Genomic DNA, 24,345 nt, shown 5'->3' with positions numbered 1-24,345 from the left:
AAATATTTTTTTAAATAGACAGTTCTTTAAAGAAACGCTTAATAACTAAAAACAGAACTGTTAAAAAGCCAGCTAAGAACCCTCCTAATATCAATCCTTTTGCTCTTCCAAAACGCTCTTTTTCTAACGGTAAAATTGGTCTATCAATAACTTGAATTAATGGTGTATCCTTACGCAAAGTAACTTTAGCCATTTCAGATTGTTTAACTAGTTCAGTTAAAATAGCTGTATTTGCCTGTACATCTACTTGTCTACGAGAAGATGGTGCCCTACGAACATTCATAGCTGGATTTAAATTAAATGTATTATCATTAGCGACCGCTACACCAGTTATAGATCTATTTAACTCGCCACGAACAGAATCAACTTGGCGTTCTAAAATTGTCATGTTAATTCTAGCTTTTTTACTTTTTGTCTCAATATAAAAATTACCAACTTCATTTGCTAAGGCTTCACAAAAATATTTAGAAAACAACTCATTTGTTGCAGATACCTCTATATTAATAATTGATGCTTTTTTATCTTTTGGTCCAACTACCAATCCACTTTTAGATAAATTATTATAAATAACACCTAAAATACTATCTTGAACACGAGTAAAATCTTTACGATTTGTTCCTGATAAAAATTGAATGGATGCAAATTTTTGATTATTCTGCCATTTTTTTTTCCATCCATTATTTTGGATATACATTTCAGCCAAAGAAATTATTTTTCCATTTACAATAACTGGAGACAGCAACGTTTTTTCCACCATTGCCCTTGATTTAAACAGTTCTGTAAGATTAGAACCAGTAAAAATTCCTCCTCCACTTCCTCCTAAATCTAATCCGAAAGAACTTGCTAAACCTAACGCTCCACCTAATCCGCCACCTTTTTCATCTTCTAAAGCAAACGATAAAGTTGCTTTATATATTGGCTTTTGGGTATATGAATAAGCTATTCCCAATGCAGCACCAATAAGACCTGCTAACACAATAAATTTCCATTTAGAAAGTAAATAATCACACCATTCTGTTGCTTTATGTATTAACTCTTTTAACGATATTTCATCGTTTGCAATAGTTTTATTATCCATTAAATAATTATTTAAAAGCTGTAACAATTAATAACGCTAAACTAGCAAATGCAGTTCCAAGACCGGCCCATTCACCTGCAGACATTTTTCTGGTTTCAGGTTTTTCAGGTACTACAATTTGCGAATCCGGTGTCACTTTTGGGTATGATCTAAAAAACAAAAAAGAGCTAGTAACTGAAGCTTTACCGTTCGGGTATATAATATATGCTTTTCTCTTCCATCCTTTATGATCAACTCCGCCAACAGCATCAATATAATATCTAAATCCTTTTCCATTTCTGTACGGAATCTCTGAGGTCAGTAAAACATTACCTGTTACTTTTACACCTTCATTGTAAACTGCCACTTCAATTTCATCCCCTGGAAATAATGTAACGTTTGAATAATGATTTTTATCTTTTACAATTTTTTCCCAGTTAACCGGAATTGTAGCGTACTTTAAATCTTCAGTAAGTCTTTTAGTTAATTTATCATTTAATGTGTCATTCTTAGATAAATTCAGATCGATACTTTCTAATTGTTCAATCTGATCCTGTTTAATGGGTCTTTTAATTTTCATACCATCTAAATTAGCGATAGATGATAATCCTCCAGCTCTCATTACGACGTTATAGACTGTTTCTTTTTTATTAGCTAGTACGTATTTTCCTGGATACCCAACAGCACCACTTACAGTAACCATTTGAGGTTTTTCGTAAACAGCCATTCTACGGATATTAACTACATCAAATGGCTTTAAAACGAAATTTTTAATTTGCTCATTATTATCAGCAGTAATTTCGAGTTCTACTAACTCAACACGTTTGGGATCCGCGTCATCCATAGCATCTGATTTTACCATTCTAGCTATTTCCACTCTTTTTGATGCAGAACCAGTTAAACCTCCAACTTGTACCACTAAATCATTTAAAGTTAAATTCTCAAAATATTCATACTCTCCAGGATTTTTTACCTCACCATCAATTGTAACCTTGTATTCTTCTCTGAAATCAAGAATTGAATAAACTGTAACAATATCTTCTCTTTTCAATTCAATATCTGAATTCAAATCACCTGATAATGCAGCACTTAAGTCAACATTGACAATTTCTGTGGTTAAATCTGTTTTTAAACGAATGATTCTAGCTCTTTTTGTATAAGCATCTTCTGTAAGCCCTTCCGCTCTCGTAATAAGGTCTGAAATTCGCATGCCTTCACTGTATGAATAAAAATCTGGTCTAAAAACGGCACCTTCAATTTTAATACGATTTTCAAATCGATTTAAAATTTTAGTGATTTTAAAAACATCTCCTGATTGTGGCATATAAGAACCGTATTCACTTTCGTTTATATCATGAACTTTAAATTCTTTTCCCGTCTTTTGAGTTACATTTACAGATGCTGTATAAGCAAATTCGTTAAAACCCGATGCGAAATTCAATAAATCAGAGAATGTTTCTCCTTTTTTTATCTCAAAAATGCCAGGACGTTTAACTTCACCTACAACTGTCACTCTTTGGCTATAAGAAGGAATTCTAATTACATCATTATCTTTTAAGCTTACATTGTCTGATTGATCTCCTTTAACTAAAAACTTATAGATATCAACATTTTTATAAACCTTATTATTTCTAATTAATTCTATGTTTCTATAACTACCATTTTTACCGGGTCCGCCCGCTAAATGCAAAGCATTATAAACCGTTGCTAAAGATGAAATTGAATAATTACCGGGTTGTTTTCCTCCAACAACAGTTATTTTTATTGTACGAATACGACCTAAACTTACACTAACTTGAGATTGTCCAGATCTAACTGTACTATAAACTCTAGCTATTGCAGCTTTTATTTTTTGAGTAGCAGCTTCAATTGACATTCCAGACACTGCAATCTGCCCCACGTAATCTATTGTAATTTTTCCCTCCACACTTACTGGAATACTCGCGTTATATTCCTGTACTCCGTATACACTAACTTGCAATTCATCTCCAGGTCCTAAAATATAGTTCATTGGAGTTGCTAACTTTAAATCTGGTTCAAAGTTCAATGTTGGATTATCAAATAATTCAGATCCAAAAATTAAAGCATTGGCAGAATCTTTAACTTTTTCATTTTTGATTTTTTCTTGTTTTCTTCCAAATTCAGAATCTTGATCTGTTGCTTTACCTTTACTATTATCAGTGTCTATATTTTTAGGCTTTTTTTTCTCAAATTGAGCAAGCTTAACTCTCAGTTTATTGAATTCAGTCTGACTCATCCCTTTAGATAAAGCCATCGACTCAACTTGATCAATAGTTGCGTTGTTGCTTTTTAATTGTGCACTAATCTTTGCTATATCATCATCTGACAAATAATCTACTTGTACAGTGCTTAAATCTTTAGATCTAAGTATGTCTTGTGCATGCACATGAAAGGACATAAATAAAATAAAAAATAGAGTAAGAACGTATGTTATGTTTTTCATATTGAATTATAATTTAACCTTGAGTTTGGTTTAAATAGAATTGCTTGTTATTTATGAATATTGTTTTTGATAGTAATCCTTATAAGAACCAGAAGTTACATTTTGCAACCATTCTTCATTATTAAGATACCAATTAATTGTTTTTTCTAAACCTTCTTCAAAAGTTACAGAGGGTTTCCATCCAAGTTCTTTATTTATTTTTGAAGCATCAATAGCATAACGTAAATCATGGCCTGGTCTGTCTTTCACGTAAGTAATTAACTTTTGCGATTCACCTGAATTTCGATCTAATTTTTGATCCATAATATTGCATAGCAATTTTACTAAATCAATATTTTTCCACTCATTAAATCCACCTATATTGTATGTTTCATGATTTTTTCCTTCATGAAACACTAGGTCAATTGCAATCGCATGATCTTCAACAAATAACCAGTCTCTGGTATAATTTCCATCACCATAAACTGGTAAAGGCTTATTGTTGATGATATTATTTATAAACAGTGGGATTAATTTTTCCGGAAAGTGATATGATCCGTAATTATTTGAGCAATTTGTTAAAACATAAGGTAATCCATAAGTTTCACCATAAGCTCTAACGAAATGATCGGAACTTGCTTTCGAAGCAGAATAAGGAGAATTTGGATCGTAAGATGTTGTTTCTGTAAAAAGACCTTCAGTTCCCAGTGAACCATAAACTTCATCTGTACTTATGTGGTAAAATCTTTTACCCTCAAAATCATTTTTCCATTGATTTTTTGCTGCATTTAGCAAATTCATCGTACCGATAACATTTGTTTTTACAAACGCCAAAGGATCTTCGATAGAACGATCAACATGTGATTCAGCTGCAAGGTGCAATACTCCATCAAAGTTATAACTTAAAAAAAGTTCATTTATAAAAGATTCGTCAACTATATCTCCTTTTACAAAATGATAATTAGGCTGATTTTCAATATCTTTTATATTTTCCAGATTTCCTGCATAAGTGAGTGCATCCAAATTAAAAATTTGATAATCCGGATATTTAGTTACAAAACGTCTAACTACATGTGACCCAATAAAACCAGCACCACCTGTTATAAGAATTCTTTTCATTTTTTTATTTAATTTAGTTTAACAAATCTGAATTTTGCCTTTCCAATTCATTGTAAATATCTTTTACATCTTGAGAATCTTCTTTTTGCAAAATTAAATTAGCTGTTTCAGTATGTACAAAAATTGTATTTCTTAGTCCTAAAAATGTAGTATGTTTTTCAGATCCAATAACCATATTTCCATTTTTATCTACAGAATGTCCTTTTGTAACCAAATAATCATATACTGATTCAAATGAACCTAAATCAGACCATGAAAAAGAAGCTGGAACAACTTTTATTTTTTTACTACGTTCCATTACGGCATAATCGATACTAATTGATGGAATTTCTAATGACAAATCTAAATCCAGAAAGCCTTCTTTACTAGCTTCCCAAACTGCTTTAGATTTTTCATAAACATCAGGTTGAAATTGTTTTAATTCATCCAATAATACTCCTGCTTTAAAGCAAAACATACCACTATTCCATAAAAAATTACCTTTTGATATAAACTCTTTGGCTGTAGTTTCATTTGGTTTTTCTCGAAAGGAAAGTACTTTATCTCCTCGTGACTCTATATAACCATATCCGGTTTCCGGTTTGGTTGGGATAATTCCGAATGTGACGATAAATCCATCTTGTGCTTTTGAAATAGCTTCACTGATTGCATTATTATAATTTTCCATCTTATCAATAATATGATCTGATGGTGTAACAATTAAAATATCCTCAGGATTTGATGCAAATGCAGCAAAAGCAATAGCCGCAGCTGTATTTCGCGGTGTAGCTTCAACAATGTTTATATAAGCAGTTTGAGTTTTATCCATAACTTTACCACTTAAATGATGATTATCTACATTTCCAACGACCATTACTTTATTAGCTAAATGGCTGTTCCTATCAACTGTCATTTCAAATAAAGATTTATTTTCAAAGATTTCCAAATATTGTTTTGGTTGACTTTTTCTAGAAAGAGGCCATAACCTACTTCCAACTCCTCCAGTTAAAATTACATGTATAATTGAATTATTTTTTTCCATTTCTTTTTAAATAAAAAAAGGTCTTTAAGTACTATAATCTGTTGTCAGCTATAGCTCCTAAAACTCCTTTTACATCATATAATAAACTATTTGCTTTTTGTAAGTCGGCAAAATTTAATTTTAAAAATTCTGCATGTGAAACTCCTAGCACAATTGCATCAAATTTATTGTCTGGAATACTGTTAGTTGTTACTAAATTATATTCTTTCTTTACATCATTTACATTTGCAAGCGGGTCAAATATTGTAACTGAAATACCATATTCTATTAATGCCTTTACAACATCTACAATTTTTGTATTTCGAACGTCAGGACAATTTTCTTTAAAGGTGATTCCAAGCATTAAAAGATTGGCTCCGTTAACTGAGATTCCTTTTTTGATCATCAGCTTAACTACCTGTGATGCAACATATTCACCCATACTATCATTTAAACGTCTTCCTGCTAAAATTATTTCAGGATGATATCCAAATTCTTGAGCTCTTTGCGCTAAATAATAAGGGTCAACACCAATGCAATGTCCACCTACTAAACCCGGCTTGAATGGTAAAAAATTCCATTTCGTGGACGCAGCTGTTAATACTTCCTGAGTATCAATGCCCATCAGATTAAAAATTTTAGCCAATTCATTTACAAAAGCTATATTTATATCTCTTTGTGAATTTTCTATAACTTTTGCCGCTTCTGCAACTTTTATAGATGGTGCTAGGTGTGTTCCGGCTGTAATAACTGATTTATAAAGCGCATCTACTTTTAAACCAACTTCAGATGTTGATCCTGATGTCACTTTTAAAATTTTTTCGACAGTATGTTCTTTATCTCCCGGATTTATTCTTTCCGGAGAATATCCTGCAAAAAAATCTACATTAAATACTAAATCAGAAACTCTTTCTAAAACAGGCACACATTGTTCTTCTGTTACACCTGGATATACAGTTGATTCATATATTACGATGTCGCCTTTTTTTAAGACTTTTCCAACAGATTCGCTGGATTTATATAAGGGTGTTAAATCTGGACGATTATTTTTATCTACTGGGGTTGGAACTGTTATTATAAAATAATTACAATCTGCAATATCATTTAAAGTAGTAGTACAATATAAACCATTCCCATTATTCATTTCAGTTACTAAGACTTTTTGCAAAGTAGCATCATCAACTTCTAATGTTGTATCTGTTCCAGACTTTAAAGTCCTAACTCTATCTTCATTTATATCAAAACCTATGACGGGATATTTTGTAGCAAATAACCTAGCCAGAGGAAGACCAACATAACCTAAACCTATTATGGCAATTTTTATGGATTTATCCATTTTTTCTTATAATTTAATCAATTGCGGTCATCATAATTCATGGCTTCGCCACTCTGAGTCCCAAAACTGGACACAGGCACTCTAAATTCAATAGGCAAATATAACACATTCAGTCAATTTATTCAAGACAGTTCCCTTCAGAACTCTAAAAGAAAAAGAATAAAAAAGCATCTATTTTCAAACATCTATAAATCAGATATTAGCCGATTTTTTTTACAAAAAAATAGAGGATAAAAATCCTATTATAAAGTGATTTCTATCCTCTATAGTCATTAAATAACCATATAATGCCATTAAATTTATTTATACTTTATCTTCAAAACGCAACCTAAGGCTTCTAAAACCAAAATATAATGAGTTTTTGACACTTCTTTTACAGTAGCTTCCTGATTACTGAAAGCTCCTGATTCTAATTTTATTCGATCACCTACCTGAATAGAAGTAACTGAAACTTCACTTATATTAGGAGATGCTAAATTACTTTTAATACCCTCTATTTCATCATCACGAACAACTGCAGGTTTTCCTAACCAATATAAATATCGCACTACACCGGCAATTTGAAAGACAGAATTTCGATCTTTCTCTAATAAATATACGAAAATATATGAATTAAACAACGGCACTTCAACTTTTTTCTTTCTATCAGACCACTGTTTTATTTCTGTAATTACAGGACAATAACATTCTACGCCAATTTGATTTAGTTTTTCTGCAACTTTTTTTTCCCATTTGGGTTTAGTATAGATCACATACCAATTCATATCTTAATATTGAAATAAAATTTTTAATTCTAAATTTGTTCGCGTTCTCACCAATTCATATCAATATCTAACTCTAAATTAAGAACCTATACCTTTGTAAATAAATCCAATTGACTCTAATTCTTTTGGATTCAATATGTTTCTTCCATCAAAAAGAAATGCCGGTTTATGCATCGAATCATAAATTTTCTGCCAATCATAAGTTGTAAATTCATCCCATTCAGTAAGAATTGCAATTGCATGTGATCCTTTGCAGGATTCATACGGATTATCAAACGATAAAATTGAATTATTATTTTCCTCGGCAGATCTTGTTTCCAAATAATTTAAGTCACTTAATATCTTATTTCTTGAAACTTTTGGATCGTATACTGAAATTTTCGCCTGCTCATTAATTAAATCATCAGCTACATATATTGCTGCAGATTCGCGCGTATCATTTGTATCTTTCTTAAAAGCCCATCCTAAAAAAGTTATTTTTTTGTCGGCAACAGTATTATATAATGTTTGAACAATTTTATTTGAAAATCTTCTTTTTTGATGATCATTCATTATAATTACTTGTTCCCAATAATCTGCAACTTCATTTAAACCGTACGATTTAGCGATATAAACAAGATTTAAAATATCTTTTTGAAAGCATGAACCTCCAAAACCTACTGAGGCTTTTAAGAATTTAGATCCTATTCTACTATCCATACCAATTGCTCTTGCTACTTCACTCACATCTGCACCTGTTTTTTCACATAATTCAGACATTGCATTTATCGAGGAAATACGCTGTGCTAAAAATGCATTTGCTGTAAGCTTAGATAATTCTGACGACCAAACGTTTGTAGTTAGTATTTTATCTCTACTTACCCAATTTGCATAAACATCCACTAAAGCATTAATTGCATTTTCTCCATCAGGTGTCGTGTCACCACCAATTAAAATACGATCTGGGTTCAGTAAGTCAGTCACCGCTGTTCCTTCGGCTAAAAATTCAGGATTTGATAAGATCTGAAACTGAACTCCATTTCCTGTATTATCTAAAATGCTTTTTATTGCTTCGGCAGTTCTAACTGGCAGAGTAGATTTCTCTACAACAATTTTGTTTTGCTTGGCAACTTTAGCAATTTGTCTTGCACATAATTCAATATATTTTAGATCGGCAGCCATACCTTTTCCTTTTCCGTAGGTTTTGGTTGGTGTATTCACTGAAATAAAAATAACCTGAGCCTCATCAATAGCTTTTTCAACTTCTGTTGAAAAGAATAGATTTCGTCCTCTTGACTCTGAAACAATTTCAGAAAGTCCTGGCTCGTAGATCGGAATATTGTCAGTATTAGGATCATTCCAGTCTTTAATTCTTTGTTCATTTAAGTCAACAACAGTTACCTGAATATCCGGACATTTTTGCGCAATTACTGCCATAGTTGGTCCTCCCACATAACCAGCGCCAATGCAACAAATTTTAGTAATTTTCATTTCGTATATTTTTTTCTTACAAATTTAGTTTATTTTAGATTATTCCAATACCAACCCACCGCTTCTTTTAATCCAGTTTGTAAAGAGTATTGGGGATTGTAACCCAGTATTGCTTGTGCTTTCTCAATACTTGCTAATGAATGCGGTATATCTCCCGCTCTGTTTGCTCCATAAATAACTTCAACATCTGCGATTTTGGAATCAAATTGTGTTAAATATTCTTTTAAATATCTCACTAAATCATTTAATGTATTTCGATCACCAAATGCGGTATTGTAAACAGTATTAACAGCTTCTGGATTTTGACTTAGCATGGCCAGCTCATTCATCTGAATTACATTATCTATATAAGTAAAATCACGTGAATAGTTTCCATCCCCATTTATAATTGGGCTTTCATAATTCATGAGCTGCATAACAAATTTTGGAATCACGGCAGCGTAAGCGCCATTTGGATCTTGTTTCCTTCCAAAAACATTAAAGTAACGCAAACCAATCGTTTCCAATCCGTAAGTTTTACTGAAAATTTCGGCGTACAATTCGTTTACATATTTTGTAATCGCATAAGGAGACAAAGGCTTTCCTATTACATCTTCTACTTTTGGCAATCCCTGAGAATCCCCATAAGTTGAAGAACTGGCAGCATATATAAATCGTTTAATTTTAGCATCCCGAGAGGCTACTAGCATATTTAAAAACCCGGAAACATTGACATCATTTGTGGTAATTGGATCATTTATAGATCTTGGAACAGAACCAAGAGCAGCCTGATGCAAAACATAATCAACTCCTTTAACCGCTAAAACACAATCGGCAATATTTCTAATATCGCCTTCTATCAATTTGAAATTAGGATCATCTTTAAAATCTTTCAAATTATGATGATGACCTGTTGAGAAATTATCTAAACATACAACTTCATGTCCTGACCCTAAAAAATACTCACATAAATTTGAACCAATAAAGCCAGCTCCACCAGTAATTAAAATTTTATATGTAGTGGATGTTTCCATATTCTCAAATTATTTTTTACCAAATTTATTAAAAATAGTCTTCAGTAAAGTTGGTTTTTCTTCTTCTTCATGATATCCATTTGAATAAGCTCCATAACCATATCCGTAAGTACCGTATTTGGCCTTATTTTCATATCCGTTCAAAACAATGCTTGTATTATTTAGTTCACCCCTTTTTATTCGTGTATTCAATAACGTTATCATATCTTTTTTGGTATAATTCTGTCTTACAATATACAATGTCACATCAGCATACTGAGCTAATTCTAAAGCATCAGAAACTAAACCAACAGGAGGAGTATCTAAAATAATATAATCATATTTTTGTTTTAATTCGTCAATTAGTTCTTTCATCGCTTCGCTTATAATAAGCTCAGACGGATTAGGCGGAATTGGCCCTGAAAGTATAACATCAAGATTTGGAATCTCTGTCGCATTTGTTATCTCACTCAAATTCTTTTGTTTAATCAAGTAGTTAACAACTCCAACCTGAGTAGTCAAATTAAATTCGTCGGCTAATCTTGGTTTTCTTAAATCTAATCCAATGATGACTGTCTTTTTTTCACTTAAAGCAAAAATGGTAGCAATATTTATAGAGCAAAAAGTTTTCCCTTCGCCACTTATAGATGATGTTATCATTAAAGTCTTCGCTCCACTTACTTGTTGTTTTTTATATAAAAATTGTAATGAAGAACGAATAGCTCTGAAGGATTCAGCAAGTGCAGATTTTGGTTTATCAAATACTGCTAAATTAACGTTATCTTTATTTACGCCAATAACTCCAATTAAAGGAATTTGGGTTAATTTACTAACATCCTCAGTGCTTTGAATCGAATTATTAATAAAGAAAATTCCCAAAATAACTAATAAAGGTATCAATATCCCTAAAAACAAAGCCAATACATAATTAACGGAGGTTTTTGGCCCAATTAAACCGCCACCAATATCTTTTGCAGAATCTATAAAATGAATATCTGATAAGTTAGAGGCTTTAACAATTTCTGCTTCATTTCGTTTCTGAAGAAATTCAGTATAGATATTATCATTTAAATCATATTTCCTTTTGATTTTTAGCAATTCCTGCTGCTCTTCGGGTAGTTTTCTAACTGTGCTTTCTGCTTGACCTATCTTTGCATTTACCATAGACAAGTCATATAGTAATGATGATTTAGCACTTGTGATATTTTCTAGCAAAACATTTTTTACAGCTCGCATTTGATTATCAAAATCTTTAAAAATTTTATCACTTTTTACCGCATAAGACATTTCAGACCTTTGAGTCGAGAGTGCTATTATTTTTGAAACGTTAACAACAATATTCGGATCATCAATTCCGGCAACAGATGGTGCTGGAAGCCTTGAATAATCTACACTATTATTTAAATATGTTTTGAGTGAATTATAATATGCTATTTTTCTGGAAATTTGATCTTTTTCTACGTCAAGATCTGTTATTTTGTCGGAAATCTTAGCGCCACCAGCTTCTATTTCGTATATATTTTTATCTTTTCTAAACGTTTTTAATTCATTTCCATTTTGCTTCAATTCTCCTTCCATAGCAACTAATGTGCTATCTATAAATCTTATTGTATTGTTTGCAAATTGGTTTTTTCCGTCTAGCTGAATCTTTATGAGCATTTTTACTGTAGCATTTAAATACTCAACCATTCTGGCTTTATTTGTTCCCTGCATACTTAATGTTAATATTGATCCTCCTTTGTCATCAGAATCAATATTTACATCTCTGTAGCGTGACACTGCACCATTAAAATCATTGAATTTTACAAAATATTCGTTCCCTTTATAAAAACCAGGGTTATCAATTATTTGTAATTTCCAATTCAGGAACGGCAATACTACTTGATCTCCAACTTTATATTTTTTTACAAATTCTACTGGCTGAACATTTGTACTTGTATAAGAATTGATAGAATAATTTATTAGCGACATCGAACTGTTTTCAAATGGAATTCGAATTTCATATTCATTATCACTCAAAAACTTAACACTTATTAAGGCATTTGCAAGTTGTCCTTTTGTTTTATCAATAGTTACATAAAAAGGAACTGATCCATATGAATCAACTAAATTATATTTTCCTTGTTGCAGATAATCAATATAAAATTGTAATTTATCTACAACCAATTCATTGTGTGATCTTGACTTTAATATGGTAGAAATTCCATTTACCTGATCTGAAATTCCGCCCCAATTAAAAACTAAGCTGGTATTAGAAGTAAAAAACGGATTGCTTTCTTCTTTAATAGAAATCATGGTCTGCATAGAATAAATCTTCTCTTTACGAATATTTACCTGATATGCAATTGTAAAAGCAATCAAAAGGCTGGCAAGAAACCATTTCCAATAACTGGCAATTTTTAATAAAAATCCTTTAAAATCAAAATTTGAATGATTTTCAAAAATCGAAAAATCTTTTATATCTAACATCTTTTGAATTTAGTTTAATTTTTTAAAATCAAATAAACTGTTGTCGCTAAAGACAACAAGGTTATTATTGTACCTACTGATTGTATTCCTGTCTGACCAGTTCCCCAAGTTTTTTGTCTTAATGGTTTTACATAAACATAATCATTTGGTTGTAAATAATAATATGGTGATTTAAGAACATTTACATCTGTTAGATCTATATCGTGTAATTCAACTCCTGTAGGTGTCTGGCGAATTACCGTAACAGCTTTTCTATCTCCAACTGTTGTAATATCTCCTGCATTTGCTATAGCTTCTAAAATAGTAACATGTTCTTTAAACAGTGTTTTTGTTCCTGTACTTACAACTTCTCCATTAATCGTATATCTAAAACCTGCTAATTTCACAGTAACAAAAATATTTGCTTCGCTTTTAAAATATTCTTCGAGCAACTTTTTTTCAATTATAATCCTAACTTCCTCAAGCGTATATCCAATAACATTTATTTCACCCACAATAGGCATTCGAATGTTTCCATGATCATCAACTGTAAAACCATTAAAATACAAAGTTGATTCAGTTTTTCCAGATGCTGAGGAAGTTTCAGTTGTGTTAAAAATGGAGACTAATTTAGGATCAATTGCTTTTATATCTATATTTATAATATCATTTACCTGTAGTCTATAGGGTTTCGATTCAACTACAGCAATTTTACCTTGTTCTTCAGAAGAATTTTTATCTTGTAAATACACCAAATCTTTTATAGGAATACAAGATGTAAAAAGTGTACTAATTAGTAGTAGTATATAAAAGCTTTTTTTTGTCATTATTTAAAATTTATCGGCAAATATAAGTTTTTCCTTTACTCTTCAGTAAATCTAACTTTATTTGGTTTTATTTAGTTGTTTTTGAAAGTTTTTTCAAATGGAATCCGGTGTAAAATACTTCTCCCGAGAGTAACCTCGTCTGCGTATTCTAACTCATCTCCAACAGATATTCCTCTTGCTATTGTAGAAATAACAGTATCTGACTCTCCAATTTGTTTATAGATATAAAAATTCGTTGTGTCACCTTCCATAGTTGAGCTTAATGCAAAAATAATTTCCTGCACTTTTCCTGATTTTACCTTTCCAACTAAACTTGAAATATTTAACTGACTAGGGCCAACACCTTCTATTGGAGAAATCTTTCCTCCTAAAACATGATAAATCCCTTTATATTGTCCTGTGTTTTCAATAGCCATTACATCGCGAATATCTTCAACCACACAAATTAATTGATGATTTCTTGCTTTATTAGCACAGATTTCGCAGACTTTTGTATCTGAGATATTATGACAATTTTCGCAAAACTTAATATCCTCACGCATATTTAACAAAGCCTGAGATAAAAAACCGGTTTGTTCTTTAGGCTGTTTTAATAAATGCAAGACCAAGCGTAATGCCGTGCGCTTACCAATTCCTGGTAATTGCGACATTTCGTTCACTGCTTTTTCTATTAATTTTGATGAAAATTCCATGACGACAAAAGTAATATTTTAAATGGTTTAGTAGTCTTTGGGGCGACTAAAATCAATGCTTTTAAAATACAAATATAGTATAAATCGTTATTTTTTAATCCAGATTAGATTGGCATGTTTTTTATTTAGAAGAAGAATAAAAACCACATAGCAAATAACCAGAAATTTTACAAATTAATATTGATTAGTTGCTAACAAAACTAAAGTACAAGCAACTTCGGCCTTTATATTATTTAGCTCTAACAATTGATACAATTCAGGATTTTCTGTTCCAGGATTAAAAACTACTCTTTTTGGCTGAGCTTCAATAATGTAATTATAATAATCACGTTGACGTGCAGGATTTAAATATAAAGTTACAGTATCAATATTTTTAATAGGAACTGCTTTTGTCTGAATTTTTACACCGGCAACCTCACCAGTATTTTGACCAATTGCTAATACGGTATGTCCTTTATCAACTAACATATTTATGGCTCTAAAAGCATATCTGTCTGGTTTTGTAGTAGCACCAAGAACTAAGGTTTTTTTGTTTTTCATCATTTTTAAATATTTTACAAAAGTAATCAAAAAGAATGAGCTTAGTTTAGGTTATTGATACAGAATTAATAAGAATAAAAAAACAATATCCTGTCATGAATTTATTATAACCTATTAAAATTTGACTATTTTTACTTTACTAACCCACACAATATGGATTTATTCATTTATTTATTTGCCGCTCTTTTTTCAGTATTAAACCCGATTGGTACTGTGCCAATTTTTGTCGGACTTACCCAAGATGATTCTCAAAAGGAACGTTCCAGAATTTCGTTATGGACCGCTATTAATGTTTTTATTATTTTAATAGTTTCTTTTTTTATCGGACAATATGTTTTGACTTTTTTCGGAATTAGTATTGATGCGCTTCGAATTGCCGGCGGAATTGTAATTGTAAATTCTGGCTTCTCATTACTTTCCGGAAAATTCAATAAAAAACGAGGAATTAATAAAAAGATTGAAAATGAAGCGCATCAAAGAAATGATATTGCTTTGACACCTTTAGCTATTCCTATGCTAGCAGGACCAGGATCTATTTCTCTGCTAATTGCTTTCTATCAGGAACATCATGGGATGGAGGAAATTATAATTTCCAGTTTTGCAATTTTAGCTATTGCAGTTGCGATCTTTGTAATTTTAAAAAGTGCACACTATTTAGCCCGAATATTGGGTGCTTCCGGAATTGTAGCGATTTCAAGAATTGTTGGTTTTATTGTAATTTCTATCGGAATTCAATATATTGTAAGTTCAATAGTTAACATCATCAAAGGAAATTTGATGTAAGATTTGATGTTTTATATAAAACAGAAAAGGGATAAAACGCAATGTTTTATCCTTTTTTTTATATTCTAGTGATTTTTTAATTTCTTGGCAAAAACACTTCTGCCATCATACATCTTGCACTCCCGCCGCCACAAGCTTCGATTGTATCCAGACTTGAACTTAAAATTTCAGCATGATTTTCTAATTGTGCAATTTGTTTTGCAGTTAAACTTTGATGGGCAGACCCACTCATGACAATATATTTTTTATCATTTGTACCTCTAACTTCCAGCATATTGCCTGCAAAATTATTTACTTGAGCTTCTGTAATTAAAATAACCTCTTTTTTATCCGCTTTTAGATTTTCCAGAACCATTTTTCGTTCTTTTTTATCATCAATACAATCTGCGCAAATAACCGCAAAAGTTTCACCTAAGCACATCATTACATTGGTATGGTAGATTAATTTACGTTCACCGTTTACGGTTTGAAAAGCCTCGAAAATAACCGGAGCATAATCAAAATCTTCGCAAAACTCGATAAATAATTCTTCATCTGCACGAGGTGACAAAGCACAGTAAGCTTTTGCATTGGCTCTATCTAAAAGTAAACTTCCTGTCCCTTCCAGAAAAAAACCATCTTCTTCTGCTGATGTATAATCCATTATATTAGCAATCTCAAAACCTTTATCTTCAAGAGTGTCTAAAATATCTTCGCGACGTTCCTGACGACGATTTTCTGCAAACATTGGATATAATGCTACATCTCCGTTTTCGTGAAATGAAACCCAATTGTTTGGAAAAATACTATCCGGAGTATCTGTTTCTAAAGTGTCATCGATAACCGTTACATCAACTCCTACGGCTCTTAATTTTTCAACAAAAACATCAAATTCTTGTTGTGCCTTAGCATTAACTGTACTTGGCAAAAGCCCGTCTAATACTTTTTGGTAATAATTATTAACAGCAGTTTGCTCATTCATTCTAAAAGCAACTGGCCGAATCATTACGATTGCATTTGTTGTTTGTTTCATTTTTGTATATTTTTTGTTTCAAGTTTGCTTAGCCTGTTCGAGCAACTTGAACCTGTTTTTTTTAGTCTCTAATTAAAGGTAAAGTTGAACATCTCAATAAACCTTCCTGTTTAGCAATTTCAGCATAAGGAATTTCTTCAACAGTAAAACCATTTGTACGCAACCAATTGTTTAATCTGGTAAAGTTTTTTTCTGAAACCACTACATTTTCATCAATAGAAAAAACATTCGAAAACATGTGATACATTTCGTTTCTTTCTATGTGAAACAAATTATCTATGCCAAAAAGATTTACTAAATACAAATAATCAGCTTCTTCACGAAAACCTCTCTTATAAATAATTCCCTTGTCTTTTCCAACAGGCTGAAAGCAGCAATCCAAATGTAATGCATTGTCGCGAGCTTCTAATTTAGATTTCACTAAATCAAACTCTTTTACAATTTTACTTGGAAAAAGGTTTTTAATAAAGTTAACTCCTTGCATATTAGTTCTGGCCGTAATATAATCCTTGTAATCACTGCCTTTGTAAGTACCAATAAAAATATGGTCATTCCAAAGCATAACATCTCCACCTTCAATATGAACTTCTTCTGGCGGACGCACTACTTTTTGCACATCCATTTGATCAATTACATATTGAATCGCGTCTAATTCGCGTTCTCTGTCCGGAAGAATATTCGATTTTATAAAAGTATCATCAATTACAAATCCTATATCTCTTGCAAAAATCTGATTGTAATTCTCTATCATTTCAGGACGATAAACGGTAACATCATATTTTTGAAAAACAGCATTAAAAGCATCCATTTCAGGAACCATATCTTTTTCGAGAGGATAAGTTCCTGCCTTAATATGTTCCAATGATTTAGGATCATAGGCTTCTTCCAAAGATGGCGTTGGCCCATTATGAACAGCAGAACCCAAAACTACTGCTCGTAATCTTGACGTTTCGTTCTTAACATTTAATTGCAACATAACTTTATTATATTTTGGGCAAATATAAAAAAAAGCTTCACAGTTAAGTGAAGCTTTAAAGTTAATTTATTTGTTAGACTTAAAGTCTCTCAAAGGATGTCCTGTATAAATTTGTCTAGGTCTTCCAATTGGTTCTTTATTTTCACGCATTTCTTTCCATTGCGCAATCCAGCCTGGCAATCTACCAATAGCAAACATTACTGTAAACATATCAGTTGGAATTCCTAATGCTCTGTAAATAATTCCAGAATAGAAATCAACATTTGGATACAAGTTTCTTGATTTGAAATAATCGTCTTCTAGAGCAGCAGATTCTAATTTCTTTGCAATTTCTAAAATAGGATCTTCAACACCTAAAGTTTCTAATACTTCTTTAGCTGCTTTTTTGATAATTTTAGCTCTTGGATCAAAGTTTTTATAAACTCTATGACCAAATCCCATCAAACGGAAAGGATCATTTTTATCTTTTGCTTTCGCTAAAAATTTATCTGTGTCTCCACCATCTTTGTTAATTTCTTCTAACATTTCAAGAACGGCTTGATTAGCCCCTCCGTGAAGTGGTCCCCAAAGAGCAGAAACTCCTGCAGAAATTGAAGCAAATAAACCAGCGTGAGATGAACCTACCATTCTTACTGTAGATGTAGAACAGTTTTGCTCGTGATCAGCGTGAAGAATAAATAATTTATCTAAAGCATCAACAATAACTGGATTTGCAGCGTAAGGTCCTGTAGGCAATTTAAACATTAACTGCATAAAGTTGTCAACGTAACCTGTTGTGTTATCGTAATAATTTAACGGATAACCCATAGATTTTCTATAAGTCCAAGTAGCAATTACTAGAAATTTACCCATTGTTTTGCAAATGGCTTCGTACATTTCTTTTTCATTATCTACATTTACCGCTTTAGGATTAAATGCCGTTAAAGCACTTGTCAAAGCAGATAAAACGCCCATTGGGTGAGCTGTTTTTGGAAAACCGTCAATGATATTTTTCATTTCTTCGTTTACCAAAGTATGTTTTTTAATACCATTTTCAAACTGCTCTAATTCCTGAGCTGTTGGTAGTTCACCAAAAATTAAAAGATATGATACTTCAAGAAAACTAGCTTTTTCAGCCAAATCTTCGATTGAGTATCCTCTATAACGTAAAATTCCTAATTCTCCGTCTAAGAAAGTGATTTCACTTTTACAAGAACCAGAATTTTTATATCCCGGATCAATAGTAATAATACCAGTTAAATCACGTAATTTGTTAATATCGATAGCTGATTCATTTTCGCTTCCTGTAATTACCGGAAGTTCAATTTTTTGACCATCTACTTCTAATGTAGCTATTTTTGACATAATATATCGGAAATAAATCTTTAAAATAATAATTTATCAAATCTAAGGAATTTAAGACTAATTAAAAAAAGAATACTGCTATGAATTTGTTAAAAGTCCAAAAAAAAACCATTCGTTAAAACGAATGGTTTAAATTTAAGATATAACTCTTACAATTATTTGATCTTGAAAGCGTTTAATCCTGGGAAATAAGCAGTACTTCCTAACTCTTCTTCGATTCTTAATAATTGATTGTATTTTGCCATACGATCAGAACGAGAAGCAGAACCTGTTTTAATTTGACCACAGTTTAAAGCTACTGCTAAATCAGCAATCGTATTATCTTCAGTTTCTCCTGAACGGTGAGACATTACTGAAGTATAACCTGCATTTTTAGCCATATTTACAGCTGCAATAGTTTCAGTTAAAGTTCCAATTTGGTTTACTTTTACTAAAATTGAATTTGCAATTCCTTTTTCAATTCCTGTAGACAAACGCTCAACATTAGTAACAAATAAATCATCACCAACTAATTGTACTTTGTGTCCAATTTTTTCAGTTAAATATTTCCATCCATTCCAATCGTCTTCGTACATACCATCTTCGATAGAAATAATCGGATATTTAGCCGCAAGTTCAGCTAAATAATCAGCTTGCTCTTCAGAAGTTCTGATTTTTCCAGTTTCACCTTCAAATTTAGTATAATCGTATTTTCCGTTTACATAAAACTCAGAAGCAGCACAGTCAAGAGCAATCATAATTTCGTCTCCGAAAGTATACCCAGCTTTTTCAACCGCCAGTTTAATAGTATCCAAAGCATCTTCTGTACCTCCGGCTAAATTAGGCGCAAAACCACCTTCGTCACCAACAGCTGTACTCAAACCTCTGTCATGTAATACTTTTTTCAAGCTATGGAAAATTTCAGTTCCCATTTGCATAGCGTGAGTAAATGAAGTCGCTTTTACAGGGAAAATCATAAACTCCTGAAATGCGATAGGAGCATCAGAGTGAGAACCACCATTGATGATATTCATCATTGGAACAGGCAATGTGTTAGCAGAAACTCCACCAACATATCTGTATAAAGGCAATCCAAGTTCGTTAGCAGCAGCTTTTGCAGCAGCCAAAGAAACGCCTAAAATTGCATTAGCTCCTAATTTAGATTTATTTGGAGTCCCGTCTAAATCAATCATTAACTGATCGATTGTGTTTTGTTCAAAAACAGAAGTTCCAACTAATTCTTCAGCAATAACGGTATTTACATTATTCACTGCGTTCAAAACTCCTTTTCCTAAGAATGCTTTTCCTCCGTCACGTAATTCAACAGCTTCATGTTCTCCAGTTGAAGCTCCAGATGGAACCGCAGCTCTTCCTAAAACTCCATTTTCAGTAATTACATCAACTTCAATAGTAGGATTACCTCTGGAATCAAAAATTTGTCTAGCGTGAACTTTAATTATAATACTCATTATTTTTGTTTTTTATTAATAAATTATATATTTTTTTCCGAAATTATAAAAATATTTAATAGTAAAAACGTAATTTAACTATTCAATGCCTTTATTTATTAACTATATCGTTTTAGCAACAGCCTCTTTTATGTTCTCTACAAATTGATCGAATAAATAAGACGAATCGTGTGGCCCAGGACTAGCTTCCGGATGATATTGCACAGAAAAACAATTCTTATTTTTCATTCTCATACCTGCAACAGTATCATCATTTAAATGTACATGGGTAATCTCTAATTCTGGATGACCGTCTAAAGCCTCTCTTTTCACAGCAAAACCGTGATTCTGAGAAGTAATTTCACCTCTTCCAGTAAGAATATTTTTTACAGGATGATTAATTCCGCGGTGTCCACCAAACATTTTATAAGTCTTAACTCCGTTTGCTAAAGCAATAATTTGATGTCCCAAACAGATTCCAAATAATGGATTATTATTTTTTATAATTTCCTTTGCCAATTCTATAGCTCCAAATAAAGGATCCGGATCACCAGGACCGTTTGACAGGAAATATCCATCCGGATTAAACTCTGCCAAATCATTATAAGTTGAATTATATGGAAAAACTTTAATGTAACAATCTCTCTTAGCAAGATTTCTCAAGATGTTTTTCTTAATCCCAAGGTCTAAAGCTGAAATCTTATAGGTCGCATTCTCATCTCCAAAAAAATAAGGTTCAGTAGTTGAAACTTTTGATGCCAACTCTAAACCTTCCATATTTGGCACATTAGCCAATTCCTTTTTTAAATCTTCAATTGATGTGCCATCTGTACAAATAACAGCGTTCATAGCTCCATTGTCACGAATATAACTTACAAGAGCTCTCGTATCAACATCGGAAATACAGATTAAATTTTGCTTTGTGAAATAATCTTCTAAACTTCCCGAAGAATCTTCTCTTGAATAATTAAAACTGAAGTTTTTACAAACTAATCCAGCAATTTTTACGCTATCAGATTCAATTTCCAAATTATTTACACCATAGTTTCCAATATGGGCATTTGTAGCTACCATAATCTGACCATAGTAAGATGGATCTGTAAAAATTTCCTGATAACCCGTCATTCCTGTATTAAAACATACTTCACCAAAAGTCTTACCGCTAATGCCGATAGATTTTCCGTGAAAAATTGTTCCATCACTTAGTAATAAAATGGCGCTTTGTCGTGTTGTGTATTTCATTCTTTAATTTGTATTGTTTTTTTAATTGGTTCATGAAACTTGCAATGCTCATTTCATTTGTAATTAGATATTTTGCAAATTTACTTCTTTAAAAGAGTGCTTCCAAGATTTTTTAAAAATTTCCTTCATAAAAATAAAACCATCCTCTAGAAATAAGTTAAATTTTAATTCTTTTAAAAAAATCCAAAAAAAAAGGATAAACTAAAAATTAGCTTATCCTTGATTTCTATAGAATCATTACTTTCATAATTATTCAGAAGCTTCAGTAGTCGTTTCAGTAGACTCAGCAGCTGGAGCTTCAGTAGTCTCATCAGCTTTTTTTGCTTTACCACCACGACGGCTTTTTGCTTTTTTAACTTCTTTTTTACCTCCATTATAAAGTTCATTGAAATCTACAAGTTCGATCATTGCCATATCAGCATTATCTCCCAAACGATTTCCAACTTTAATGATACGAGTGTATCCACCTGGACGGTCTCCAACTTTAGCAGCTACGTCTCTGAACAAGTCAGTTACAGCATATTTGCTACGTAAGTAAGCAAAAACAATACGACGATTGTGAGTCGTATCTTCTTTTGATTTTGTGATTAAAGGCTCAACGAATTGTTTAAGCGCTTTAGCTTTAGCAACAGTAGTGTTAATACGTTTGTGCTCAATAAGAGAACAAGCCATATTAGCTAACATAGCTTTTCTATGTCCAGTCTGTCTGCTTAAGTGATTGAATTTTTTTCCGTGTCTCATTGCTATTTTAAATTTAATCCGCCTTAGCGGATTGAATTATTCTTTATCTAATTTGTATTTAGCTAAGTCCATTCCGAAAGTTAAATTTTTAACTGCAACAAGTTCATCAAGCTCAGTTAAAGATTTTTTACCAAAATTACGGAATTTCATTAGGTCATTTTTATTGAACGATACTAAATCACCAAGTGTATCAACTTCAGCCGCTTTCAAGCAATTTAATGCTCTCACAGATAAGTCCATATCAACAAGCTTAGTTTTAAGCAATTGTCTCATATGCAATGACTCTTCATCATACGATTCTGTTTGTGCAATTTCGTCAGCCTCGAGTGTAATTCTTTCGTCAGAAAATAACATGAAGTGGTGAATTAAAACTTTAGCCGCTTCAGTAAGAGCATCTTTTGGATTAATAGATCCATCAGTTTTGATTTCAAAAACTAATTTCTCGTAATCTGTTTTTTGCTCAACACGGAAGTTTTCAATTGCATATTTTACGTTTTTTACCGGAGTAAAAATAGAGTCAGTAAAAATAGTACCAATTGCAGCATTCTGTTTTTTGTTCTCCTCAGCAGGAACATATCCTCTACCTTTTTCGATTGTTAAATCGAAGTTCAATTTGATTTTAGAATCTAAATTACAGATAACAAGGTCTGGGTTCAGAACCTGAAAACCTGAGATAAATTTTTGAAAATCACCTGCTGTTAATTGATCTTTACCAGAAACAGAAATTGTAACTGCTTCATTATCTATATCTTCAATTTGACGTTTGAAACGTACTTGTTTTAGATTAAGGATAATTTCGGTAACATCTTCAACAACACCTGAAATAGTAGAAAACTCATGATCTACACCTTCGATACGAACAGATGTAATTGCATAGCCTTCTAATGCTGAAAGCAAAACTCTTCTAAGTGCATTACCAACTGTCAATCCATAACCAGGTTCTAAAGGTCTAAATTCGAATTTACCTTCAAAATCGGTTGAATCGATCATGATAACTTTATCGGGCTTTTGAAAATTAAATATTGCCATAAATTTCGACTAAGTCAATTATTATTTGTTGTACAACTCTACGATTAATTGTTCTTTAATGTTTTCTGGAATTTGAAGTCTTGCAGGTACAGAAACAAAAGTTCCTTCTTTAAGATCATTATTCCAAGTAATCCATTCATAAACATGACTTGAATTTGATAAAGAACGTTCGATAGCTTCTAAAGATTTAGATTTTTCACGAACTGCAACTTTATCACCAGGTTTAAGGTGGTAAGAAGCAATATTTACAACTTCACCATTTACAGTAACGTGTCTGTGAGAAACTAATTGTCTAGCACCTCTTCTAGAAGGAGCAATACCCATTCTAAAAACAACGTTATCTAATCTTGCTTCACATAATTGTAAAAGAACTTCACCAGTAACACCTTTAGTAGCTGATGCTTTTTTGAATAAATTTCTGAATTGTTTTTCTAAAATTCCATAAGAATATTTAGCTTTTTGCTTTTCCATTAACTGAACAGCATACTCAGATTTTTTACCTCTTTTTTTAGCCATCCCGTGTTGTCCCGGTGGGTAATTTCTTTTTTCGAAAGATTTATCATCTCCGAAGATTGCTTCGCCAAATTTACGAGCAATTCTAGTTTTTGGACCAGTATATCTTGCCATTTTAAATTGTTTAAGATTGAGATTATGAATTCAGGTCTTATCCTTCGATAATCTATTTTCAATCTAGGTTATACTATAATTTTTGAGTATTAAACTCTACGTCTTTTAGGAGGACGACATCCGTTATGAGGCATTGGAGTAACATCGATAATCTCTGTAACTTCAATTCCACCATTATGAATAGAACGAATAGCAGACTCACGTCCGTTTCCTGGTCCTTTTACATAAACTTTTACTTTTTTAAGTCCAGCCTCAAGAGCTACTTTACTACAATCTTCTGCTGCCATTTGAGCTGCGTACGGAGTGTTCTTTTTAGAACCTCTGAAACCCATTTTACCAGCTGAAGACCAAGAAATAACTTCACCTTTTTTGTTTGTCAAAGAAATGATGATGTTATTGAAGGTAGCAGAAATATGAGCTTCTCCCGTTGATTCAACGATAACTTTACGTTTTTTTGCAGTTGCTTTAGCCATATT

The 24,345-nt window shown here is 32.0% G+C and carries 22 protein-coding genes; 1 reads left to right on the top strand and 21 read right to left on the bottom strand.

Annotated features, from left to right (window positions below):
• Positions 1-10 precede the first annotated feature (10 nt).
• The 12 genes from EV143_RS09890 to EV143_RS09835 all read right to left on the bottom strand — a co-directional run bounded on the left by EV143_RS09890 (position 11) and on the right by EV143_RS09835 (position 14,688).
• Positions 11-1,078 (bottom strand): GumC domain-containing protein, encoded by a 1,068-nt coding sequence (locus EV143_RS09890; protein WP_133507778.1) that lies wholly within the window; start codon positions 1,076-1,078, stop codon positions 11-13.
• Between the two features lie 7 nt (positions 1,079-1,085).
• A complete protein-coding gene (locus tag EV143_RS09885) occupies positions 1,086-3,521 on the bottom strand; it encodes an SLBB domain-containing protein (RefSeq protein WP_133507777.1) in 2,436 nt (811 codons plus the stop codon).
• 51 nt (positions 3,522-3,572) lie between these two features.
• Positions 3,573-4,619 (bottom strand): dTDP-glucose 4,6-dehydratase, encoded by a 1,047-nt coding sequence (gene rfbB / locus EV143_RS09880; RefSeq protein ID WP_133507776.1) that lies wholly within the window; start codon positions 4,617-4,619, stop codon positions 3,573-3,575.
• Positions 4,620-4,632: 13 nt separating this feature from the next.
• Positions 4,633-5,640 (bottom strand): mannose-1-phosphate guanylyltransferase, encoded by a 1,008-nt coding sequence (locus EV143_RS09875; protein WP_133507775.1) that lies wholly within the window; start codon positions 5,638-5,640, stop codon positions 4,633-4,635.
• A 31-nt stretch (positions 5,641-5,671) separates the two neighbouring features.
• A complete protein-coding gene (locus EV143_RS09870; protein ID WP_166638132.1) occupies positions 5,672-6,955 on the bottom strand; it encodes a nucleotide sugar dehydrogenase in 1,284 nt (427 codons plus the stop codon).
• A gap of 299 nt (positions 6,956-7,254) precedes the next feature.
• Positions 7,255-7,719 carry a UpxY family transcription antiterminator gene (locus EV143_RS09865; RefSeq protein ID WP_133507774.1) on the bottom strand — a complete coding sequence of 155 codons (465 nt, stop codon included), beginning with the start codon at positions 7,717-7,719 and terminating at the stop codon, positions 7,255-7,257.
• Positions 7,720-7,797: 78 nt separating this feature from the next.
• Positions 7,798-9,189, bottom strand: a complete 1,392-nt coding sequence (locus EV143_RS09860; protein ID WP_133507773.1) for a UDP-glucose 6-dehydrogenase — start codon at positions 9,187-9,189, stop codon at positions 7,798-7,800.
• A 29-nt stretch (positions 9,190-9,218) separates the two neighbouring features.
• Complete coding sequence (locus EV143_RS09855; RefSeq protein ID WP_133507772.1) at positions 9,219-10,202, bottom strand: SDR family oxidoreductase; 984 nt, start codon at positions 10,200-10,202, stop codon at positions 9,219-9,221.
• Positions 10,203-10,211: 9 nt separating this feature from the next.
• Complete coding sequence (locus tag EV143_RS09850; RefSeq protein WP_133507771.1) at positions 10,212-12,650, bottom strand: polysaccharide biosynthesis tyrosine autokinase; 2,439 nt, start codon at positions 12,648-12,650, stop codon at positions 10,212-10,214.
• 14 nt (positions 12,651-12,664) lie between these two features.
• The gene (locus EV143_RS09845; protein WP_133507770.1) at positions 12,665-13,456 is read right to left on the bottom strand and encodes a polysaccharide biosynthesis/export family protein; all 792 of its coding nucleotides are present in this window, start codon (positions 13,454-13,456) and stop codon (positions 12,665-12,667) included.
• 71 nt (positions 13,457-13,527) lie between these two features.
• A complete protein-coding gene (recR, locus tag EV143_RS09840) occupies positions 13,528-14,148 on the bottom strand; it encodes a recombination mediator RecR (protein ID WP_133507769.1) in 621 nt (206 codons plus the stop codon).
• Between the two features lie 174 nt (positions 14,149-14,322).
• Positions 14,323-14,688 (bottom strand): CoA-binding protein, encoded by a 366-nt coding sequence (locus EV143_RS09835; RefSeq protein WP_133507969.1) that lies wholly within the window; start codon positions 14,686-14,688, stop codon positions 14,323-14,325.
• Between the two features lie 153 nt (positions 14,689-14,841).
• Between EV143_RS09835 and EV143_RS09830 the strand changes: the two genes are divergently transcribed.
• Complete coding sequence (locus EV143_RS09830) at positions 14,842-15,471, top strand: MarC family NAAT transporter (protein ID WP_133507768.1); 630 nt, start codon at positions 14,842-14,844, stop codon at positions 15,469-15,471.
• Between the two features lie 76 nt (positions 15,472-15,547).
• On the opposite strand, the gene ctlX is transcribed toward EV143_RS09830, so the two are convergent.
• The 9 genes from ctlX to rpsK form a co-directional block, all read right to left on the bottom strand.
• Complete coding sequence (gene ctlX, locus EV143_RS09825) at positions 15,548-16,483, bottom strand: citrulline utilization hydrolase CtlX (protein ID WP_133507767.1); 936 nt, start codon at positions 16,481-16,483, stop codon at positions 15,548-15,550.
• A gap of 61 nt (positions 16,484-16,544) precedes the next feature.
• A complete protein-coding gene (locus EV143_RS09820) occupies positions 16,545-17,459 on the bottom strand; it encodes a dimethylarginine dimethylaminohydrolase family protein (RefSeq protein ID WP_133507766.1) in 915 nt (304 codons plus the stop codon).
• A gap of 66 nt (positions 17,460-17,525) precedes the next feature.
• On the bottom strand, positions 17,526-18,803 hold the full coding sequence (locus EV143_RS09815; protein ID WP_133507765.1) for a citrate synthase: 1,278 nt from the start codon (positions 18,801-18,803) through the stop codon (positions 17,526-17,528).
• Between the two features lie 155 nt (positions 18,804-18,958).
• The gene (eno, locus tag EV143_RS09810; protein ID WP_133507764.1) at positions 18,959-20,251 is read right to left on the bottom strand and encodes a phosphopyruvate hydratase; all 1,293 of its coding nucleotides are present in this window, start codon (positions 20,249-20,251) and stop codon (positions 18,959-18,961) included.
• 102 nt (positions 20,252-20,353) lie between these two features.
• Positions 20,354-21,472: a glutamine-hydrolyzing carbamoyl-phosphate synthase small subunit gene (gene carA, locus EV143_RS09805; protein ID WP_133507763.1), complete on the bottom strand. Its 1,119-nt coding sequence runs from the start codon at positions 21,470-21,472 to the stop codon at positions 20,354-20,356.
• A 249-nt stretch (positions 21,473-21,721) separates the two neighbouring features.
• Positions 21,722-22,213: a 50S ribosomal protein L17 gene (rplQ, locus tag EV143_RS09800; RefSeq protein ID WP_133507762.1), complete on the bottom strand. Its 492-nt coding sequence runs from the start codon at positions 22,211-22,213 to the stop codon at positions 21,722-21,724.
• 36 nt (positions 22,214-22,249) lie between these two features.
• Positions 22,250-23,242 (bottom strand): DNA-directed RNA polymerase subunit alpha, encoded by a 993-nt coding sequence (locus EV143_RS09795; RefSeq protein ID WP_026109818.1) that lies wholly within the window; start codon positions 23,240-23,242, stop codon positions 22,250-22,252.
• A 21-nt stretch (positions 23,243-23,263) separates the two neighbouring features.
• Positions 23,264-23,869, bottom strand: a complete 606-nt coding sequence (rpsD, locus tag EV143_RS09790) for a 30S ribosomal protein S4 (protein ID WP_026982953.1) — start codon at positions 23,867-23,869, stop codon at positions 23,264-23,266.
• Positions 23,870-23,958: 89 nt separating this feature from the next.
• Positions 23,959-24,342 carry a 30S ribosomal protein S11 gene (rpsK, locus tag EV143_RS09785; protein WP_007803677.1) on the bottom strand — a complete coding sequence of 128 codons (384 nt, stop codon included), beginning with the start codon at positions 24,340-24,342 and terminating at the stop codon, positions 23,959-23,961.
• Positions 24,343-24,345: the final 3 nt, after the last annotated feature.

It is taken from the genome of Flavobacterium chryseum, assembly GCF_004362015.1.
Taxonomy (GTDB): domain Bacteria; phylum Bacteroidota; class Bacteroidia; order Flavobacteriales; family Flavobacteriaceae; genus Flavobacterium.
The sequence above is the reverse complement of the archived record's forward strand: the minus strand, read 5'-3'. Positions and strand labels throughout refer to the sequence as shown.